Source organism: Bacillus sp. XT-4, assembly GCF_050864245.1.
In the GTDB taxonomy this organism is placed as follows: Bacteria; Bacillota; Bacilli; order Bacillales; family Bacillaceae; genus Bacillus; species Bacillus altitudinis.
Genome location: NZ_JBPAFI010000004.1, coordinates 134,694 through 151,866 on the forward strand (window position 1 = coordinate 134,694; position 17,173 = coordinate 151,866).

At 41.0% G+C, this 17,173-nt stretch carries 19 protein-coding genes; 11 read left to right on the forward strand and 8 right to left on the reverse strand.

Annotated features, from left to right (window positions below):
• Positions 1-145 precede the first annotated feature (145 nt).
• From ACRRMM_RS12765 to ACRRMM_RS12790, 6 genes are all read left to right on the forward strand, one after another.
• Positions 146-541, forward strand: a complete 396-nt coding sequence (locus tag ACRRMM_RS12765; RefSeq protein ID WP_428828601.1) for a hypothetical protein — start codon at positions 146-148, stop codon at positions 539-541.
• A gap of 15 nt (positions 542-556) precedes the next feature.
• Complete coding sequence (liaH, locus tag ACRRMM_RS12770) at positions 557-1,222, forward strand: stress responsive protein LiaH (protein WP_203085416.1); 666 nt, start codon at positions 557-559, stop codon at positions 1,220-1,222.
• Positions 1,223-1,333: 111 nt separating this feature from the next.
• Positions 1,334-2,203, forward strand: coding sequence for a LiaG family protein (gene liaG / locus ACRRMM_RS12775; RefSeq protein WP_019744036.1), 870 nt, complete (start codon positions 1,334-1,336; stop codon positions 2,201-2,203).
• Between the two features lie 30 nt (positions 2,204-2,233).
• The gene (liaF, locus tag ACRRMM_RS12780; RefSeq protein WP_034646654.1) at positions 2,234-2,998 is read left to right on the forward strand and encodes a cell wall-active antibiotics response protein LiaF; all 765 of its coding nucleotides are present in this window, start codon (positions 2,234-2,236) and stop codon (positions 2,996-2,998) included.
• Positions 2,995-4,059, forward strand: coding sequence for a two-component system sensor histidine kinase LiaS (gene liaS, locus ACRRMM_RS12785; RefSeq protein WP_008347087.1), 1,065 nt, complete (start codon positions 2,995-2,997; stop codon positions 4,057-4,059). Before liaF ends, liaS begins: the two co-directional genes overlap by 4 nt.
• Positions 4,056-4,691 carry a response regulator gene (locus ACRRMM_RS12790; RefSeq protein ID WP_041115722.1) on the forward strand — a complete coding sequence of 212 codons (636 nt, stop codon included), beginning with the start codon at positions 4,056-4,058 and terminating at the stop codon, positions 4,689-4,691. The genes liaS and ACRRMM_RS12790 overlap by 4 nt, the downstream gene beginning before the upstream one ends.
• Before the next feature lie 42 nt (positions 4,692-4,733).
• On the opposite strand, the gene ACRRMM_RS12795 is transcribed toward ACRRMM_RS12790, so the two are convergent.
• Genes ACRRMM_RS12795 through ACRRMM_RS12810 form a run of 4 tightly spaced genes read right to left on the reverse strand, consistent with a single transcriptional unit; the run spans position 4,734 to position 8,763 of the window.
• A complete protein-coding gene (locus ACRRMM_RS12795; RefSeq protein WP_007500307.1) occupies positions 4,734-5,102 on the reverse strand; it encodes a hypothetical protein in 369 nt (122 codons plus the stop codon).
• A gap of 40 nt (positions 5,103-5,142) precedes the next feature.
• Positions 5,143-6,261 (reverse strand): Ger(x)C family spore germination protein, encoded by a 1,119-nt coding sequence (locus tag ACRRMM_RS12800; protein WP_008347083.1) that lies wholly within the window; start codon positions 6,259-6,261, stop codon positions 5,143-5,145.
• The gene (locus ACRRMM_RS12805) at positions 6,258-7,352 is read right to left on the reverse strand and encodes a GerAB/ArcD/ProY family transporter (protein ID WP_008347081.1); all 1,095 of its coding nucleotides are present in this window, start codon (positions 7,350-7,352) and stop codon (positions 6,258-6,260) included. The genes ACRRMM_RS12800 and ACRRMM_RS12805 overlap by 4 nt, the downstream gene beginning before the upstream one ends.
• Positions 7,339-8,763 carry a spore germination protein gene (locus ACRRMM_RS12810; protein ID WP_098680605.1) on the reverse strand — a complete coding sequence of 475 codons (1,425 nt, stop codon included), beginning with the start codon at positions 8,761-8,763 and terminating at the stop codon, positions 7,339-7,341. Before ACRRMM_RS12810 ends, ACRRMM_RS12805 begins: the two co-directional genes overlap by 14 nt.
• 115 nt (positions 8,764-8,878) lie before the next feature.
• Here ACRRMM_RS12810 and ACRRMM_RS12815 point away from each other — a divergent pair, with 115 nt between their 5' ends.
• Together ACRRMM_RS12815 and fumC are read left to right on the forward strand one after the other, a co-directional pair.
• A complete protein-coding gene (locus ACRRMM_RS12815) occupies positions 8,879-9,046 on the forward strand; it encodes a YvzF family protein (protein ID WP_003213147.1) in 168 nt (55 codons plus the stop codon).
• Between the two features lie 87 nt (positions 9,047-9,133).
• Positions 9,134-10,528, forward strand: coding sequence for a class II fumarate hydratase (gene fumC / locus ACRRMM_RS12820; protein ID WP_428828600.1), 1,395 nt, complete (start codon positions 9,134-9,136; stop codon positions 10,526-10,528).
• Positions 10,529-10,647: 119 nt separating this feature from the next.
• Here fumC and ACRRMM_RS12825 read toward each other — a convergent pair whose 3' ends face one another.
• A complete protein-coding gene (locus tag ACRRMM_RS12825; protein ID WP_428828599.1) occupies positions 10,648-11,526 on the reverse strand; it encodes a TetR/AcrR family transcriptional regulator in 879 nt (292 codons plus the stop codon).
• A gap of 192 nt (positions 11,527-11,718) precedes the next feature.
• Here ACRRMM_RS12825 and spxO point away from each other — a divergent pair, with 192 nt between their 5' ends.
• The gene (gene spxO, locus ACRRMM_RS12830) at positions 11,719-11,883 is read left to right on the forward strand and encodes an anti-adapter protein SpxO (protein WP_008347070.1); all 165 of its coding nucleotides are present in this window, start codon (positions 11,719-11,721) and stop codon (positions 11,881-11,883) included.
• A 21-nt stretch (positions 11,884-11,904) separates the two neighbouring features.
• Here the strand turns inward: spxO and ACRRMM_RS12835 are convergent, their stop codons facing one another.
• Positions 11,905-13,236 (reverse strand): HAMP domain-containing sensor histidine kinase, encoded by a 1,332-nt coding sequence (locus tag ACRRMM_RS12835; RefSeq protein ID WP_007500323.1) that lies wholly within the window; start codon positions 13,234-13,236, stop codon positions 11,905-11,907.
• Complete coding sequence (locus ACRRMM_RS12840; RefSeq protein ID WP_008347066.1) at positions 13,233-13,907, reverse strand: response regulator transcription factor; 675 nt, start codon at positions 13,905-13,907, stop codon at positions 13,233-13,235. The genes ACRRMM_RS12835 and ACRRMM_RS12840 overlap by 4 nt, the downstream gene beginning before the upstream one ends.
• 337 nt (positions 13,908-14,244) lie before the next feature.
• Here ACRRMM_RS12840 and ACRRMM_RS12845 point away from each other — a divergent pair, with 337 nt between their 5' ends.
• On the forward strand, positions 14,245-15,615 hold the full coding sequence (locus tag ACRRMM_RS12845; protein WP_008347064.1) for a S1C family serine protease: 1,371 nt from the start codon (positions 14,245-14,247) through the stop codon (positions 15,613-15,615).
• 41 nt (positions 15,616-15,656) lie between these two features.
• On the opposite strand, the gene ACRRMM_RS12850 is transcribed toward ACRRMM_RS12845, so the two are convergent.
• Positions 15,657-16,499, reverse strand: a complete 843-nt coding sequence (locus ACRRMM_RS12850; protein WP_191219081.1) for an oxidoreductase — start codon at positions 16,497-16,499, stop codon at positions 15,657-15,659.
• A 113-nt stretch (positions 16,500-16,612) separates the two neighbouring features.
• On the opposite strand from ACRRMM_RS12850, the gene ACRRMM_RS12855 reads away from it, so the two are divergent.
• Positions 16,613-17,059 carry a YusW family protein gene (locus tag ACRRMM_RS12855; RefSeq protein ID WP_169476062.1) on the forward strand — a complete coding sequence of 149 codons (447 nt, stop codon included), beginning with the start codon at positions 16,613-16,615 and terminating at the stop codon, positions 17,057-17,059.
• Positions 17,060-17,173: the final 114 nt, after the last annotated feature.

Genomic DNA, 17,173 nt, shown 5'->3' on the forward strand with positions numbered 1-17,173 from the left:
GAAGAGTGCTTTTTCTATAGATTCAACCGCTCAGTCTGAGCCATGTTACGACTCTGGTCGCAATCAAAGATCAATCTACGACACGTTTTGCCAGCTTCCTTTTTTGACTATAGTGAAAGCAAGGAGCAAGAAAGGAGGCATGAAGATGAAAATCACAAGTAAAACCATCATCGGTTCAATCCTGATGTTTATCGGTTTATCCATCTTCTTTGGTGGTTCATTGGGCGGGCTGATCCCGACTTTGATTGGGGCGTGGCTCATTTATGTAGGTGTCAAAAAATATGATAAAGGCAGTAAAACAACAGGGGTCATTCTCTCTATTATCGGTGTATTGCTCGTCGTGCAGTCGCTGCCATTTTTACTCGGAATCGCATTTGCTGGAGTACTTCTCTACTTTGGCTGGAAGATGATCAATGGTGAATCTGCAAAGGAATCATCAGGCAGATCATCCTATATGGAGCCAAACACGGTACCGAACATGGAAGAACCGATGCACACGTCATTTGATCAAGAATGGGAAGACTTTTTAAAGAAAAAATAAAGGGAGGAATATGAAATGGTATTAAGAAGAGTACGTGATATGTTTGTTGCAACAGTCAATGAAGGTTTAGATAAATTGGAGAATCCGCGTGTCATGCTGAATCAATATGTTCGTGATATGGAGGACGATATTGCCAAAGCGAAACATGCGATCATTAAACAGCAAACCATTCAGCAAGGTTTCTTGAGAAAAGCAGAAGAAACAGAAGCATTTGCTGATAAGCGAAAGAAACAGGCGGAGCTGGCGTTTCATGCAGGAGAAGAAGAACTTGCACGGAAAGCACTGACTGAAATGAAGTATTTTGAAGAAAAGCACAACGAATATCAAGAAGCCTACCAGCAATCTGTTAAACAGTTGAAAGAGCTGAAAGAACAGTTGCAGCATCTAGAAACAAAGCTGCGTGATGTTAAAGACAAGAAGCAAGCGCTGATTGCAAGAGCCAATGCTGCACAGGCAAAGCAGCATATGAATGAATCTATGAATAAGGTTGATAGTGAAAGTGCTTATAAAGAATTTCTACGCATGGAGAATCGTATAGAGGAAATGGAGACAAAAGCGGGTAGTTATGCACAATTTGCCGATCAGGGTGCTTATGCTCATCTTGATTACGCTGATGAGGTTGAAAAGGAATGGCAAAAGCTTCAACGATCAAAGCAGCCTGAGAAACAGCCGGCAAACTAATGGAAATGTGTCAAATCGGAAGAAAAACAGGATTTTTCTTCCGTTATTTGATTTCTTTCTGTTTCGCTTTTCCTTATAATAAAAAGGTCAAAGGATAAAGGGATGATATAAATGAAACGGTTCATTGGTCTAATTTGTATACTTGTTGGTGTTTTTTTGATGATTGGGATGCTTTTCAAAAATGGAGATCTCTTTCATTTGAGCTTTTCTCGTGATAAAGCGGTCACAACAGCTTCAGCGAAAAAGGATGAGGTTGAACAATTAGATATCTCTCTTTCTGGATTTCGCATCAAGGTGAAGCCGGAAGATCGTTCGGATATTTCTGTGATGGTTGTGAATGGAAAAGGGAAAATGTATGCGGAACAAACAGGCGGAACATTCAAAGTCCGTGCTGAAAATAAAGGATTTTTGTTTTTCTCTGCATTTGAAAAAGGAGAACTCTTAGTCAAAATTCCAACAGATTATCATAAAGATGTGAAAATAACAGGTGGAATCGGCGTGAGCGAAGTAAATGGCGAAGGAAAGCTGTCTCTTCAAGATGTGACGCTCAAATCAACGAGCGGAAACCTCACAGCTGAGAACTTCTCAGCAAATCGAGTGGAAATCAAGGCGACTTCTGGCAGACTCTCAGTGTCTCATATTGATGCGAAGGAAAGTGATATTGGTGCCACTTCTGGTCGTGCTGATATTCAAGATGTAAAAGGAAAGCTGCAATTAGGCATGACAAGCGGCAGGCTGACAGCAAGCTTTGATACAATTGATTCACCAGTCGACTTTCACATGACATCAGGCAGTGCGAAATTGAACTTGCCAGATGAGGGAGATTTCAAAGTTCAAGTGAAAAAAACGAGTGGAAGTATTGATCATTCGTATGATTTTGACCAAGCGGATAGTGAAGGCCGAGGTTTTACAGGCACGCATGGGAAAGGGACACACTTAGTCGATATTGAGATGACAAGCGGAAACTTAAAATTGCGGTAAACAAACGAAAAAAGGAAGGAGGCGAGTCAACTGCGTTTTTCTAGAAATCAAATTTTAGGCATCATTGTGGTGATTTTTGGTATTAATCTTTTTCTCAAAATTATTGGGATTGGGGCAGACCTATTTTGGCCAGTGTTTTTTGCTCTATTTGGTTATTGGCTGCACTCTCGATCTAAACGTTGGCTCGGTTCGGTTTCCTATATTTTTGCAGGCTTTCTCTTCTTGAAGTTTCTACTAAATATCACGTTTAGTTTGACTGGGTATTTATTTGCTGCCTTTTTGATCTATGCGGGCTATCGTTTATTGAAAAACAAACCTGTTTTTGATGTCGATAAAAAGGAATCATCAGACGATGGAAAGCCTTCACTGAAAGTCAATCTTGAAAAAGAGGGCGATCAGAAGAAAACAAAAAGCCAGGCAAAGCCGCGCAAAGAACATGATTTCTTTATCGGTGAAGTCAGGCTGATGAAAAAACCATTTCAATTAAGCGATTTGACCATTTCAGGTTTTATTGGCGATGTCAAAATCGATTTATCAAAGGCGATCATTGCTGAGGAAGAGAGCACGATCGTCATTAGTGGACTCATTGGAGATGTCGATATTTATGTACCTCAGGATATTGAAGTATGTGTGAGTGCTTCGGCTGCGATCGGTGATATGAAAATCATTGATGAAAAAAGAAGCGGGTTCGGCAGTAAAGTGTATGTCATGACAAATGATTATGATGAGAGCAAGCGAAAAGTGAAAATCTCCATCTCTCTATTGATTGGGGATGTGGATGTGAGGTACTTATGAGGAAACTGCATTTAGGCATCCAGTGGCAATCTGTTCGTCTGGCAGTCGGTATCTCGCTTGGTGTTGTCATCATGACGACATTCCCGATGTTTTTTTATTACCAGCTTGATCCCATGATTTTGCTGTCTACGCGGTGGTTCGGCATCCCGTTTTTTTGTATTTTACTCATTATTAGTCTCGCCATTGGTGTATCAGCGGGGCATGTGTTTGGCTATCAGCATAAAAAGCGGCTGGATCAGCTTGTAGAGTCGATTTTGAAGTTTGAAAATGGGAATTTTGCCTATAGACTGCCTTCTCTAGGTGATGATGAAATTGGTTTGGCGGCAGATCAATTAAATGAAATGGCGAAACGAGTGGAAGGGCAAGTAGCCTCCTTACAAAAGCTCTCAAATGAGCGAGCTGAATGGCAGGTTCAAATGAAAAAATCGGTTGTCTCTGAAGAGCGTCAGCGTCTAGCGCGTGAGCTGCATGATGCAGTCAGCCAGCAGCTATTCGCCATTTCGATGATGACGTCTGCGATTCTTGAAGGGATGAAGGAAAAGGATGAAAAGATTTTAAAGCAAATGCGACTTGTGGAACGAATGGCTGGCGATGCACAAAATGAGATGCGTGCACTCCTTCTGCATTTAAGACCGATCACCCTTGAAGGAAAAGACTTGAAAAAAGGCTTGATTGAGCTGCTCAATGAATTTCAGGCAAAGCAGCCAATTGATATTGATTGGGAAATAGAAGATGATGCTCCGCTGTCTAAAGGGGTGGAGGACCATCTGTTCCGAATTGTGCAAGAAGCCCTTTCCAATGTGTTTAGGCATGCAAAGGCGACAAAGGTGACAGTGCGTCTGCTCATTCGAAACCGTCAAGTTCAGCTGAAAATAATTGATAACGGGATTGGTTTTCAAACAGATCATGTGAAGACTGCTTCCTACGGACTTGAATCGATACGAGAAAGAACAAGTGAAGTAGGCGGTGTCGCAGAGATTATGTCATTTGAGGGAAAAGGCACACAAATTGATGTGAAGGTTCCCATTTTTGATGAAGGAAAAGGAGAGAACGTTCGATGATTCGAGTGCTTTTAATTGACGATCACGAAATGGTGAGAATGGGTCTTGCTGCTTTTTTAGAGGCACAGGCGGATATTGAAGTCATCGGTGAAGCGTCAGATGGACAAAAAGGTGTAGAACTAGCGGTTGAATTAAGGCCAGACGTGATTTTAATGGACCTTGTCATGGAAGGCATGGATGGCATCGAAGCAACGAAAAGAATTTGTCAGGAAATAGAGGATGCCCGGATTATTGTACTGACGAGCTTTATTGATGATGATAAAGTGTATCCAGTTATTGAGGCTGGCGCTTTAAGCTATCTTTTAAAAACATCGAAAGCAGGAGAAATTGCTGATGCCATCAGGTCTGCGAGTATCGGCGAACCAAGGCTTGAATCAAAAGTAGCTGGAAAGGTCATGAACAAACTCCGCCATTCATCAAATGGGTCCATTCTGCACGATTCGTTAACCGCAAGAGAAATGGAAATATTAAAGCTGATTGCAGATGGGAAATCGAATAAGGTCATTGCTGAGGAATTGTTTATTACCATCAAAACAGTCAAGACGCATATTACCAACATTCTTTCCAAGCTTGATGTAGAAGACCGCACACAAGCAGCCGTGTATGCACATCGCCATAAGCTGATTCAATAAAAAAACAGCTTTCAAATGAAAGCTGCTGGAACATGCGCAAAATTAGTCCTTCTGTCCTGTGATTGGACGTTCGGATAGTTGATGGAGCTCAGGAACTGGAAAAGCCTCCTGCTCCTCGGCCGATTTGTCTTCCAGGGTTTTCTTCATCTCGGAAAGCAGCTTGACGCTTTCCTTTGCCACTGCCGCTTTTTTCTCTTGCAAATCAATGATCTGTGAAAGTCCAACAAATAAACCGCCTCCAATCAGAAGGAGCGCAGGGGTTTGTCCATAATAAATCACGATCAAAAATGTGCTTGAAAAGCTGTCGGCTTCAATGAAGAAATCTTCTTTTGATTGCATGAATACCACGACTAACAGAAGTATTCCTAGAATCAAAAATAGAATGCCGGCCGAAAGTAAAGCTCGTTTCATGATTGACACCCTTTTTTTCTTACCATTTTAACATACTCTATTAGGATTGTGTTGCGCCCTTAGTCCCGAAGTCACGGATTTTCACATTTACCTTGTAACGAATATCCGATTCACTAAAAATGTCATCCCAATGTTTTGCTTCTTTTCGGAATTCCTTCGGATAGGCAATACTCGCTTTTTGATAAAATCCACAAATATCTGCTTTGATCTCATGCTGTAATTCCCCGATAAAATCTTTTACATTTTCCTCAAGTCGATGTGCCACGACTTTCTCAATTTCTTGGAGGTATTTTTCATTAAATGAATTTTCCCGTTCATTCCAATCCTCAGACAATCTTCCATCAAGCTCCACTGACACATCAAATTCATATTTGCCACTGGCTGTTTTATGGGTGTCAATGTTGTGTTTGATTTTAAAGATCTCAAAAGAATAAATGCTATGTTCATATTGGAATTCAATCACTCCGCCTGTTGCATCTCCAGTCAGCAGGTTGTAGGACTGCACCGCTAAAGGAGAGATGTTGGTGAGAAATCGTTTGTTCTGAATAATCGAGGCACCATCCAGCATTAATTTGCCCTGACTGACACTGACTTTCGGAATGGCAAAGGATACGTTGTTTTGCATAGCAGAAGAAATATCTCCTAAGGAAACGGGCTTGAACATACGAATGGTCGTTTTTGTATTCGAAGAAATATCGTATAAGGTGGAAGCGGCAGGCTGGCCGTCGTCATTGATTTTCAGCATATCTCCAGGCTTCTCAGAGGCCATAAAGACAAGGCTTCCTCTTCGTGTTTCATTGTCCCGAATGAATTGATTGATGACCAAATCGAAATTATTTTCATTGATAAGGTCTTGAGAAAACAAATAAACCCTCAGCTGCTGAGCAAAAATGCGGTGTGTTTTTAGGGCCGTCGTACGAAAAATTTGGTGTATGGAATCACCGCTTGTCTCAATAATCTTCGTCGGATCTTTCACGCTTGATTCTTGCTCAATTTTTTGCGGAACGAGCACCTGCATAGACAGCTTCAATTTATGTCCGTCATCTCCTTTATCTACAGCAAATCCAATTGCCATGTTGAGCTCCTCGATATTTGTACTATCCCAGCACCCGCATAATAGAATCAGTGAGAAGAGCGCAAGAACCGCTTTCTTTTTCATGCTGTTTTCCGCCTCCTTTTGAAAAATACGATGATAAATAAAAGAAACGGGAGTATACCAAATAGAAGAAAGAACAAGTTGTTTACGTAGGTTAAATAGTCTCGGACCGTATCAACATCTTTTGGGAAAAGAGCGGCAAAGAAGATCACAATGCCCATCAAGGCGAGCGCGATTTTTTTAGGGAATTTAGTCAATTTGATGACTCCTATCGTAGCAAAAAACGTATATCCTACAAAGCTCGTATAAAGCTGGACAAGCCAAACAATCAGCAAAAAGGATTCAATCCGTTCAATAAAAATCCCCTGAATATCAAATGATTGAAATAAGGCAATGGTCGGCCACGTCAGAGTCGCCGTTTCTTTCACCGTGAGCGCACCAACCACAAGAATATAGGTGAAAATATAGATGATCGCAGGAATCAAAAAGCCGATGGAGCCATATGCAAAAGTGTGTTTTTGCGTATTCATATAGGCAGGCATGAAAAGCATCATTTCAATGCCGACAAACGAAATGGCCGAAGCATTCAAGGAATTGAAAACAGGGGAAATGCCCTCTCCTAAAACTGGCCGTAGGTTATCGAGCTTAAACTCTTGTACACTAAGTCCGTAGGCTACAAATAAGATGATGAGTGTGACAATCAGAAAAAAAGGGCACAGCCGGGCAAAATCACCAATCCCCCCAATCACAAGGTAAAAACCAACCAAAATAAAGCTAATCATCGTCACGGCTACAGGTGTGTTTTGAAGTAGAAAGAATTTCACCATCTCAGACATAGCTCGTACTTCATAGCTGGCAACGCCGAGAAAGTAAATAATAATCAACAGGTTGGCAAGTGAGCCAATCCATTTTCCAAGTCCTTCTTTTGTATAGTCATAGTAGGAAGAAAAGGAGACCTTTTTCATCATGAGCACATTGACAAAAATGAACACAATGTATATCACACTCATGAGTAAGAGTGCAATCCAGCCGTCAGGTGTAGGCGCCGCTTGAGCCATTGATCTTGGCAGAATCATCATACTTGCGCCTAGTGTGGTATTGGCGATAATGGCACTTGCCTGATAGCTTGTGATCGACTCTTTATGATTGACCATGTTGTTCCCCTTTCTTTTGATTTTTCAAAGGCAATCTGATGATGGAATTGTCCTCATTTTTATAGCTGAACACAAAATCTGGTGAAAAATATGGGGTGCCAAAGCTTTTTTGTCTTGTCAAATGAGTGAGTAAGACGAGCATAAACAGGACAAGTCCATATAAACCGAATGCAGCTGCAGCAAACATGGACACAAAGCGAAGGACACGAAATGATATCCCCATTCCATATTGAGGAAAGGTAAAGGATGCAAGTGCAATGACGCTGACAATAATGACCATAATGGAGCTGACGATATGGGCTTGTACGGCTGCCTGCCCAATGACAACACCGCCCACAAGTCCGATTGTTTGTCCAAGTGGATTAGGCAGTCTTAACCCGGCTTCCCGCAGCAGCTCAATGGTCATTTCCATGATGAGTGCTTCCACAATAGGAGGAAAGGGGACATTCTCTCGTGTGCTTGAGATGGAAATAGCTAAAGTTGTGGGCAAAAGACCTTGATGGAAGGACACAAGGGCAATATAAATGGCTGATAAAAACAATGTGAGAAAGATGGACGTAAAACGCAGCAAACGAATCAGAGAGGCAGCGATCCATCTTTCATAATAATCATCAGGTGATTGCATAATCGTCGCGAGAGAAGCAGGCACAATTAAGATAAAAGGCGAATGATCAACAAAGATGGCGACGCGTCCATTGTTTAAAGCAGATGCCACTTTATCAGGCCGTTCTGTGTTTTGAATTTGCGGAAAAGGAGAATACACATTGTCTTCAATCAGCTCCTCAAGAACGCCTGAGTCTTGAATATCATCTATGGTGACTTGTTTGAGACGCTTTTTTACCTCTTTTAAAACAGAGGGCTCAACGATACCATCAATGTACATGATCGATACTTGGGTGTATTTCTTTTCGCCGATTTTCATATCTACTGTTTTGAGATCAGGGTTTTTCAAACGCTGTCTGACGAGAGCTAAGTTCGTGTTGATATCTTCAATGAAACCAATTTTTGGTCCTCTTACGATGGTTTCAGATGTAGCATCTCCTAAATTACGTTTCTTCGTTCCGTGTGTTTCTAAAATATAAGCATGCTGAAATCCATTAATCAGTACGACACAATGTCCTTGGAAAATAGCATCTACTAGTTCTTCAGAGGTTTTCACCGTACGGGTAGTCATCATCGATAAATTGGATTCTAGCTTCTCTTTTGTCAGAGAGGCATGATCTTGCAATAGCAGTTTTAAGAAGGTTTGAATCTGCATCGCTTCGTTCATTTCTTTAATGTATAAATAATAAACAACCTGTCCATGAGGCAATGTTTTTTTCTCATGGATCAAATCATCCATGTCCTTTAACTGAGGGAGAATGACAGAGAGATTATCGTATAAGTGCTCTTTCAATGGAGTTTGATTCAAAAGGATCACCCGCCTCAATTTCTTTTTCTTAGCATTACCTGCTTGAAAAAACAATATTCTGTGTTACATTATTTTGTGGTATATGAAAGAATCACGGTGTTGGAGGAAAGAGAAGATGGCGCAAATTCGTTTAGCAGGAACAAAAGAGGAGATCGACCGTATTCTACAGTCGTTTGACAAGCATTATGAGGTGACTTATACGTCAAAAGATTACGGAAAAACAAATCCGAAATACAAATATTCCAAAGATGTTCGTGTTTATATTGAACTAAAATTAAAATAAAGATAAAATTTTAATTGAAAACGCTTAAAGGATTTTCGTTTTTTGTATAGAATAGAGTTGAGTGATGAAGCTATGGAGGGATACATAATGACAGAATTTAGAATCGAAAAAGATACAATGGGCGAAATCAAGGTGCCACAGGACAAGTTCTGGGGTGCACAAACACAACGAAGCAAAGAAAATTTCAAAATCGGTTCTGAGAAAATGCCAAAGGAAGTTGTGAATGCGTTTGCAATTTTGAAACGTAGCACAGCGATTGCGAACGAACGTCTAGGCAACTTAGAAAGTGAAAAATCTGAAGCGATTGCTGCTGTTTGTGATGACATCATCAGTGGAAAGTATGACGAGCATTTCCCGCTTGTTGTATGGCAAACAGGAAGTGGAACACAAAGTAACATGAACATGAACGAAGTCGTTGCAAATAGAGCAACTGCTTACTTGAAAGATAAAAATAGTGAATTCAGCATTCACCCGAATGATGATGTGAACCGTAGCCAAAGTTCAAATGATACATTCCCAACGGCTATGCACGTGGCAGCTGTTTTAGCTGTGTACAAAAAGCTATTGCCTGCGATTGACCAGTTAAGAGCGACGCTTGATGAGAAAGCAAAAGCATACCAAGAGATCGTGAAAATTGGCCGTACGCATTTGCAAGATGCAACACCTCTTACAGTGGGCCAAGAGATTAGCGGCTGGGTGTACATGCTTGATCGTTCAAAAGAAATGATTTTAGAATCTACTGAAAAAATGAGAGAACTTGCGATTGGCGGAACAGCTGTTGGGACAGGAATTAACGCACATCCTGAGTTTGGCAAATACGTGGCAGAAGAAATCAGCCAGTTAACAGGTCAAACGTTCAATTCTTCACCAAACAAATTCCATGCGCTCACAAGCCATGATGAAATCACATATGCACACGGTGCGCTTAAAGCTCTTGCAGCTGACTTAATGAAAATTGCCAATGATGTGAGATGGCTTGCAAGTGGTCCTCGCTGCGGAATTGGTGAATTGATCATTCCTGAAAATGAGCCAGGCAGCTCCATTATGCCAGGAAAAGTCAACCCAACTCAAAGTGAAGCTTTAACAATGGTTGCCGCACAAATCATGGGGAATGATGCAACGATCGGTTTTGCCGCAAGCCAAGGAAACTTCGAGCTGAACGTATTTAAACCGGTCATCATCTATAACTTCTTGCAGTCAGTTGAATTGCTTGCTGACGGCATGAACTCATTCCATGACAAGTGTGCCGTTGGAATTGAACCAAACCTAGAAACAATCGAGAAAAACCTGAATAATTCATTGATGCTTGTGACGGCACTGAACCCGCACATCGGATATGAAAATGCAGCGAAAATTGCGAAGCTTGCGCACAAAGAAGGTTTAACGTTAAAAGAAGCTGCACTTCAATTAGAGCTATTAACAGAAGAGCAGTTTGAAGAGTTTGTGAAACCAGAAGAAATGGTGACACCGAAAGCAAAATAAAAACCAGAGGCCTCTGTGCCTCTGGTTTTTTTAATGGAAACTCCCTGAAATCACAGAAAAGAAGTTTGATTGTTTGTTTTTGTCACAATCATAAACCCAGGGCAACCAAGCCCTGGGTTTTATAAATGATCTTCTTTTAGAATGCGTAATAAGGAGCCTGAGACCGGCTGAAGCGGTGTGTATAATTTCAATTGGTAAAGCATGCCTTTGACGATGACTTGTCTTGGTTTTTGTTTGTTTAACTCGTTTTCTAAAATGCCAAGCGCTTCAAATAAATCTGGCTCGTCTTTCACTTCATAATGTGCTTCTGCCAGTTCTCTTAATTCTTTTAATAGAGATTCTGTGAGCGGGTCAAATGATCGTTCATAAATAGGGCCGAACCAGTCGCTTGCTTGGTCCACAGAAATGAGCGGATGGTCATTGCGCTTCATCATACCGCCCATTAGATCATCGATACGGTGAATCATTGTTGAGGCAAGCTCCTCTGCTTCGAGCTGAAAATCATATAAAATGGCAAGCTCAAAGTAAACGTGACTCATGCCCTCGATCGTTAAACAAAGATCAGCCATATAAGGAATGGCTGCATCTCCATACACTTGCTTAATGTTATCAATGTGCAACTGAATCGTCGCAAGTCGAATTTGCTTTGCGAGCTGCTGCGTTTCTTCGTTCAATGGGAGCGCCCTGTCGCTTAGCTGCATTTTAATAAAATCCTTTTGTTGCAAAATATTATCGTAATAGACAGTGAGCTGTTTCCGGTAGGCCTCTTTTGGTGTGCCGCCCTCTGTTTGAACCTCATGAATCCGGGTAAATACCTTATCGTAATAGTAATGCAAGATCGAAATAAGTAGTGCTTCCTTCGATTTGAAATAAAGGTAAAACGCACCCTTTGACATGTGGCATTCATCTGCAATTTCCTGAACAGACGTTGTATTATAGCCTTTGCTGGCAAATAACTTCATACCAGCCTCAATAATCATTTTTTCTTTCTTTTTCAATATGAATGTCATCCTTTCTTACCGAGAGACAAATGTCTTAGGAAACGTGCGCAAAGAGATGTGACTTATCGGTCATAAACGACAAAACTTTTCAAAAATTAATCAGATTGTAACTTGTTTTTTACAGTGTAATTCTTTATATTATAAAGTAAGGTGACCAACCGGTCAAAAAATGTGAAAGGATGATGTTCCATGAGAGAAATTGATGATATGATTAGACGCTTGAAAGCAAAAGGAATTCAAGTAGAAAAAGTCAAAATGCCGAAAGAGACAACCATTGAAAAGAAATGGATGTATCAAGCTGGCAAGAAGATCAAAGCCACATACCGTGATTTCAATGGGTATTCATTCATCTAAAAAAAGACTGCGGTGTAAAACCTACAGCCTCTTCTTTGGAACAGTGATCGTATAGCGTACACCTAGTTCATCATTTTCAATTGATATGGACGCTTGATGCATTGAAAGAATTCGTTTGACAATGCTTAATCCAATGCCGAATTCGCCCTTTTTTCCCTTACTAAAAGGTTCGTATAGGCTGGATAGCATGTGTTCTTCAATTGGAGGGCCATCATTACGAATGACGATGCGAATTTGATCCTCTTCCTGCTTCATATGAATATCAATTTTATTTTTTGCATAGCGAAGTTGATTTTCTAATACATTTTCAAATAATTTGCTCCATTGTTCTGGATCGCCTTCAAGTGCAGCCTCATCATCTAAGTCCACGTTCCACTGCAATTCATTTTTCGACCAGCGTAAACGGTCAACCACTTCCAGCATTGTATTACTCACAAGGAAGGGAGAATGCGCCGGATGTTGTTTTGATAAATAATCAAGCTTTGTTAAATACAGCAAATCTTTGATTTTCTTCTCAAGCTTTTCCGCTTCGCCTTCAATCACTTCCACCGTTTGTTCAAGATCTCCTTTAGGGAAAATTCCATCTTTAATAGACTGCGTATAACCGCGGATGACCATCACAGGTGTTTTTAAGTCGTGTGATATATTTTGCAAAAGCGTTCGTTCTGTTTCATCCTTTTGAATGAGCTTTTGTCTCATTTCTTCAATCGTATGCCCCAGCTTGCCAATTTCATCTTGCCGGTCAACCATCACAGGATCGTCCCAGTCTTCTTGTGCAATGCGCTTGACGTGCTTTTCAAACGCGACGATTGGACGTGATAAGTAGCGGGCGAGCCAAATCGATGGAATCCAGCTTAGTAAAATAACAGTTCCTAAGATGAAAATCAGCTGTTTAAACAGTGTAAAGGACAAGTCATCTCGATAAGAATCGGGTGCATATGACAAGAGAATATATTGTGTATTGCCAGTTGAGACTTTTTTGATCACAAAAAAGATATGCTGGCCATTCACTTCTTCAGAATAGCGTTTTGTTGCGCTTTTTTGTTTTTTAACAAAGGACTGCACTTTTTCAATAAAGGCATGCGGGAAAAACTGAGCCATTTGATTTAATTCATCTGACGGAATCAGAATGTGCTGAACCGAGCGGTTTTCTGGTGTCGACTTTGGTGAGCCGTCTCGATTCAGAGGGTATTCTGTTAACACTTGCTGCTCGTTTTCGATGTTTTTATAAATTTCATTCGTAAAGAAGCTGCGTAATGTATTTGAAAATAAAATGATCAGGACAATCGAGATGGTGAGTAAAATGCCAGAGATGACAACCCAAATTTGAAAAGCGAGTGGTTTGTTCTTCATCCTTTTAGCATCCTATAGCCAAATCCATAAATGGTCTCGACTTTTAAGTCAGGCATTTTTTTTCGCAGCCGTCTGACAAGATCATCGACCACACGATCTGTCCCGAAGTAATCGTGCCCCCAGATCTTGACGAGGATATCTTCCCGGGAAAAGGCATGTCCTTGATGATGGGTAAATAAGAGCAGCAAATCAAATTCCTTAGACGTTAAGTTAATCAGCTGATCTCCTTCATACACCTCTCTTACGTCCTCGTGAATGATATAGGAAGAAACGGGTGTGACGCTTTGCTGAGGTGTGTCACTGTTTTTATATACAAGCTCCAGCAGCTTTTGCACGCGGATGATCAGCTCGCGCGGAAGAAAGGGTTTCGCAATATAATCACTGCTCCCGAGTTCTAAGCCAAGCACACGATCAATATCTGCATCACGTGCCGAAATAAAAATGACCGGTACGTCAGGCGAGGCTGCTTTGATTTCTTTAATGAGTGTGTAGCCGTCCGTATCAGGCAGCATAATATCTAAAATCCATAGATGCGGTGGCTTGTTCATGGCCGCGCGTGCCGCTTCTCCGGTTAAAAAAGAGGACACATTCCAATTTTCACTCTCTAAATATTTGGTTAACAGTTCATTTAAATTCTGCTCATCTTCAACTAAATAAATGGTGTACGACAAAGTCTTCCACATCCTCTCAACGTCATTATAACGGGATACAAAGGCGGCATGTCAACAATCACACGCTTTTTTCACAATTTCACATATTCTTCTCATCATTATCCCATAATGTTTGTTTATGATAAGCTCAAGGGAAAAAAGGGCATAGACAAAAGGCTAATCAATAGGTGCTTTTCACCAATGTGCACACCTTGCTTTTTTTCTATGAATAAGTATTATATAATTTGACATATTGTCATAAAGAATTTTTCAATGATATTGCCATTAAGGGGACATGAGTCCTGTCTAGACATATGAATGAAGCATTTCATGAAAATGATGCAAAGGAGTGCAAGCGATGGATTTCCGAAGAGAAGATGAAGAGAAAAAGATGAATGATCAAGAACACACACATCAAGAGAATGAGAAACAAATAGAAGAACCAGAAAAAGAGAAAGAACTCGTTTTTCACCATCATGAAAACGAAGCATCTGCCTCTCAGGAGAGGGTGACAAATGGGTCTCCTCAAGTGATTGATGACCGTTCGTCTAAAAAGGAGAAAAAACGAAAGGCTGCATGGCTAAGTCCGATTCTTGGAGGGATTATTGGCGGCGGTCTTGTGCTTGGCATTACACCGCTTTTACCGCAGTCACAAGATACAGCGGCAAACACTCAAACCCAAACAGCATCAAGCGAACCGGCTTCATCTGAAAATTTCTCAACAAAACAAATCACCAATGCGACGAATGTTGCTGATATGGTAGAAGATTTAGAGCCGACGATTGTAGGGGTCTCAAACTATCAATCTACACAAAACTCGTTCGGTCTTAGCGGTGATTCAACTGAAGCAGAAGCTGGAACGGGTTCTGGTGTCATCTTCAAAAAAGATGGCAAAAAAGCATACATTATCACAAATAACCATGTAGTCGAGGGTGCCAATAAATTAAAGGTCACACTATACGATGGGAAAACAAAAGATGCGAAGCTTGTCGGCAGTGACGTAATGACAGATTTAGCTGTCGTGGAAATAAATGCTGACGGCATTGATAAAGTTGCAAGTTTTGGAGATTCTTCTAAGCTTCGTGCTGGAGACAAAGTCATCGCAATCGGGAACCCGCTCGGTGCGCAGTTCTCTGGTACAGTAACAGAAGGGATTATTAGTGGTCTCGATCGTACCGTTGAAGCCAATACATCATCTGGAACCGTTGAGATGAATGTGCTTCAAACAGATGCTGCCATTAACCCTGGAAACAGTGGCGGTCCGCTAATCAATACAGACGGTCAAGTCATCGGCATCAACAGTTTGAAAATTAGCGAAAGCGGAGTAGAATCACTCGGATTTGCGATCCCAAGTAACGATGTCAAACCGATCGTAGATCAGCTGTTGAAAAATGGAAAAGTCGAACGTCCTTACCTTGGCGTACAAATGATTGACCTTGAGCAAGTGCCTGAAACGTATCAGGAAAATACACTTGGCCTATTTGATAAACAAATCGGTAAAGGCATCTATGTAAAAGATGTATCAAAAGGATCTCCTGCACAAAAAGCAGGCTTGAAGTCTGGAGATGTCATCATCAAGTTCAAAGGAAAAGATGTAGCGAACAGCTCACAACTGAAAGAAATCCTTTATAAAGAAACAAAAATTGGCGATAAAACGACAATGACTGTCATCCGTGATGGAAAGAACAAAAATCTTGATATTACCCTTGGGCAGTCTGATAACGAATAAAAGAAAACAGGTGGATCGTTTATCCACCTGTTTTTTTGTGCCTATTTTTTTGAGGATAGTGTCCGTAAAATAATGTTTTCCCATACATTCCAAGGCAAGAGCTGCTTTGCTATGAATGAAAGCCGAACACCTTTCCCGACAAGATACCTTAGCTTTTTTAGCCGCTTCTTCTCTGCAAGCGAAACCACAAGCTCTGCAACTTCGCCGGGATCTCCATAGTTGTTTTTTTGCGCCTCTATATAGGACATCATCTTTTGATAAATAGCTGTGTATTTAGAACCTTCTGCAGGCGGCGTCATTTGCTCATTCATGGAGGTGTTCCAAATGTTCGTTTGGAAAGAACCCGGCTCAATCAAAGCGGCCTGAATGCCAAACGCAGCCAGCTCAATTCGCAAACTCTCTGTATAGCCCTCTAGCGCAAACTTTGACGATACATATGGAGAGAGTGCGGGCATTCCCATGAGTCCGCTGATACTGCTCATATTCAATATTTTTGCACCGCTCGTCATCAACGGAAGGACTGCTTGTGTCATTTCCATCACACCAAAGACATTCACTTCAAATTGCTCTCGGTACTGATCAACAGGCACTTCTTCAGCAAAACCAGCATAGGCCGTTCCTGCATTGTTCACAAGCAGGTGAATCGGAGCATAGGCATTAAGCCTTTTTTGAAATGCTTGAATGGACTGTGTATCTGTCACATCTAATGCTTCAATATGTATCGATTCGGATAAAGCGGCGTTCTTTACTTCTTCGGCAAGCTTTTTCGTATTGGTTTCCTGTCTTACGCCAGCAATCACAGTGTACCCTTGCTGAGCGAGGCGCAGTGTGATGAGCTTTCCGAAACCGCTGTTGGCACCAGTCACAATGGCTGTTTTATTCATCATCCGGTTCTCCTTTTTGTTTTAATCTACCATAGTCTACTGTTTTATTGAATAACGAAAAGGGGCTTGGAGAAGAATAAAAAACGATGCTATAAAATAGGAGGAAATACATGATGTGCTGGAAGAAGGCGGGACTGCTAGGAGTGCTGTTCTTTATGCTGTCTGGCTGTCGTTCAATCGAACCAATACAACATTCACATGAAGCAGAAGCTGAAAGTCTGTCCGCTGTTCAAATGAAGGAACTGCCATTTCAGCATTTGCAATTGCACGTACAATATGGACAAAAAAGCGAATTATATGAAGCTACCTATCGTCAAGCAGGTGGAAGAGAAGAAGCACTCATTCGAGATCATATGAATGGTGTCCGCTATGAAGGGGAAGAAGCTTTACGTGAAATGAAGATGAAGCTCAATGATATGTCGATTCCTAGTGCAAAGCTGAATGAAACATATGTCAATGAGTTATTATCTGCTTTTAATTTAGATGATGATTATCAGCGGATACGAGTCGATATCAAGCTCGAAGATGGGACAAAACGTGCATTCGAAAAGAAAAAGTAAACGAGACTTTCTCATTTTTTAATTGAAAATGATTTTCAAGATCACTTAAATCTGATACACTAAATTGAGATAAGTGATCTTTGACGTCTACATAGACGATATTCAATATAAAAA